The sequence below is a fragment of the Amycolatopsis sp. A133 genome, from assembly GCF_031082405.1.
In the GTDB taxonomy this organism is placed as follows: domain Bacteria; phylum Actinomycetota; class Actinomycetes; order Mycobacteriales; family Pseudonocardiaceae; genus Amycolatopsis.
The window spans coordinates 1-1,247 of record NZ_JAVHJU010000012.1 but is presented as its reverse complement, the minus strand read 5'-3'; the positions used below and the strand labels follow the sequence as shown (position 1 = coordinate 1,247).

Below are 1,247 nucleotides of genomic sequence, written 5' to 3'. Positions count from 1 at the left end.
GGCGGATTCATGCGGTCGTCGCAACATGCTCTATTTAGGACAGTAACATTGTGAGCTTCTTTGCAGGGCTGATCCAGTTCAGGGTCTTGCGGGGACGGTCGTTGAGCTGGGCGGCGACTGCGGTGAGGCGCTCAGCGGTGTGGACCGAGAGGTCGGTGCCCTTGGGGAAGTACTGACGAAGCAACCCGTTGGTGTTTTCGTTGCTGCCGCGCTGCCAGGGCGAGTGCGGGTCGGCGAAGAAGATCGCCAGGTCGGTAGCCACAGTGATCTCGGCATGCCTGGCCATCTCGGTGCCCCGGTCCCAGGTCAGCGACCGTTTCAGCTGCTGGGGCAGAGTGCCGATAGCGTGGATCATCGCATCTCGGACCGCGGCCGCGTCGTGCCCATCAGGCAGGTGCAGCAGCAGACAGAACCGGCTGCTCCGCTCCACCAGCGTGCCGATCGCCGAGCCGTTGGCCGCGCCGAGGATCAGATCACCTTCCCAATGTCCGGGCACCGCCCGGTCCGCGACCTCGGCAGGGCGGTCACTGATCGCGACCGGGTCCGGGATCCGGGACCGGCGAGCCTGGGCCTGGCGGTGAGGTTTGCGCAACGCCCGCCCGGTGCGCAGGCAGGCGCTCAGCTCACGACGCAACGCACCGCGGGACTGCACATACAGGGACTGGTAGATCGTCTCGGTCGACACCCGCATCTCCGGCCGGTCGGGAAACTGCAGCTTCAGCGTGGCCGAGATCTGCTCCGGTGACCACAACTGAACCAGCCTGGCCTGCACATATTCCCGCAACTCCCAGTTCGGGCCGGCCTCGGCCAGCTTCGCGGTCTTCGGTCGCCGTGCTCGCTCCCGCGCCGCTGCCTCGCCACGATGCGCCCGATACCGGCACGGGCCACCGTTGCGGGTGATCTCCCGGCTGATCGTCGAAGGCGACCGGCTCAGCCGGTAGGCGATCTGCCGGATTCCTTCATCCCGGGCCAGGCCGAGCGAGATTTCCTCCCTCTCGGCCACCGACAGATACCGACTGCCCAGCTCACCAGGCGCGTTACCGATCACCCCACCAGCCTCGGCGAACCACCGCTGCCCCGTCCGATGCGACACACCCACAGCCCACGAGGCAGGCGCCACAGCCCGCCCCGCCCGCACCTGCTCCCAAAACCGGACCCGCACACCACGCGGCAACGACACCCGACCCACCCGACCAGCCACAACACCCTCCAACCACACGATGTTGCAACCACCCCAAGAACCCAAG

1 protein-coding gene is annotated in these 1,247 nt (G+C 67.2%); it reads right to left on the bottom strand.

Features of this window, described 5'->3' with window-relative positions:
- Nucleotides 1-34: 34 nt before the first annotated feature.
- Entirely contained in the window at nucleotides 35-1,201 is a 1,167-nt protein-coding gene (locus Q5425_RS13830; protein ID WP_396135167.1) for an IS30 family transposase, read from the bottom strand.
- Between the last annotated feature and the right edge of the window lie 46 nt (nucleotides 1,202-1,247).